This is a genomic window from Amaricoccus sp. W119 (genome assembly GCF_047275745.1).
Classification (GTDB): Bacteria; Pseudomonadota; Alphaproteobacteria; order Rhodobacterales; family Rhodobacteraceae; genus Amaricoccus.
On sequence record NZ_JBKQWU010000173.1, the window covers coordinates 1 to 1,302 of the forward strand.

1 protein-coding gene is annotated in these 1,302 nt (G+C 66.1%); it reads left to right on the forward strand.

What is annotated here, in order from left to right:
• The first annotated feature begins 32 nt into the window (after window positions 1-32).
• Window positions 33-1,238: an IS256 family transposase gene (locus tag ACLJK8_RS22765; protein WP_413152684.1), complete on the forward strand. Its 1,206-nt coding sequence runs from the start codon at window positions 33-35 to the stop codon at window positions 1,236-1,238.
• Window positions 1,239-1,302: the final 64 nt, after the last annotated feature.

Here is a 1,302-nt window from a genome sequence, read left to right on the forward strand (position 1 = left end):
CAACCGCCAACCTGAACCGAGGCATGCCCCCGATGACCAAGCCTATGATGGACCTGCGCGCTCTGGTGGAAAAGAGCGCCGATGCCGACCTGTTGCGCGAAATGATCGGCTTCGCCGCCGAGCGCCTGATGGAGCTCGAGGTGGGCGCGAAGACCGGCGCGGACTATGGCGAGAAGTCTTCCGACCGGCTGGCGCGGCGCAACGGCTATCGCGACCGGGACTGGCAGACGCGGGCCGGCAGCGTCGAGCTTCGCATTCCCCGCCTGCGGACCGGCTCCTATTTCCCCTCGTTTCTTGAACCGCGTCGGTCCGTCGAGAAAGCGCTGACCGCCGTGATCCAGGAGGCTTATGTCCATGGCGTCTCGACGCGGGCCATGGATGACCTCGTGCAGGCCATGGGCGGTACTGGCATCTCCAAGAGCCATGTCAGCCGGCTCTGCGAGGAAATCGACGAGAGGGTGGACGCCTTCCTGACCCGCCCGATCGAGGGCGAATGGCCCTATTTGTGGATCGATGCCACCTACCTCAAAGTGCGACAGGGCGGCCGCATCGTCAGCGTCGCGGTCACGCTCGCCGTGGGCGTCAACATGGATGGCCGGCGCGAGGTTCTCGGCATGGCGATCGGCGCCTCGGAAGCCGAGCCCTTCTGGATCGAATTCCTGCGCGATCTCGTTCGTCGAGGCCTGGCCGGCGTGAAGCTGGTGATCAGCGACGCCCACGAAGGCATCAAGGCCGCCACGGCGCGCGTGCTGTCCTCCACGACCTGGCAGCGCTGCCGCGTGCATTTTCAGAGAAACGCGCTGGCCCATGCCGGCAAGAACAGCCGCCGCGTGGTGTCGGCCTTCATCGCCACCGCCTTCGCCCAGCCCGACCACGCGGCCGCCAAGGCCCAGTGGCGCCTGGTCGCCGACCAGGTGCGCGGCAAGGTGCCGAAGCTCGCCACGCTCATGGACACGGCCGAGGAGGACGTGCTCGCCTACATGACCTTTCCTCAGCAGCACCGAGCAAAATTACATTCGACGAATCCGATCGAACGTCTGAACGGCGAGATCAAACGGCGCACCGACGTCGTGGGGATCTTTCCGAACGAGGCCGCGATCCGGCGGCTCGTTGGTGCAATCCTCATGGAGCAGACCGAGGAATGGACCGTTCAGCGCGGTCGCTATCTCACGCTGGAAACGCTCGCGCCCGTCTGCGATGATCTCACCGTCAGCCTGCCTGCCGCGCAGCGCGACTGACCTGCTCGGCCCGCTGATGAGCGCGAGGCCCGCCGTGAGCTACACCACCAGATGGGGCACGATC

Excerpts from the sequence above, each read along its gene's own strand:
- ACLJK8_RS22765 (WP_413152684.1), top strand. The coding sequence starts at position 33 with ATGACCAAGCCTATGATGGACCTGCGCGCTCTGGTGGAAAAGAGCGCC.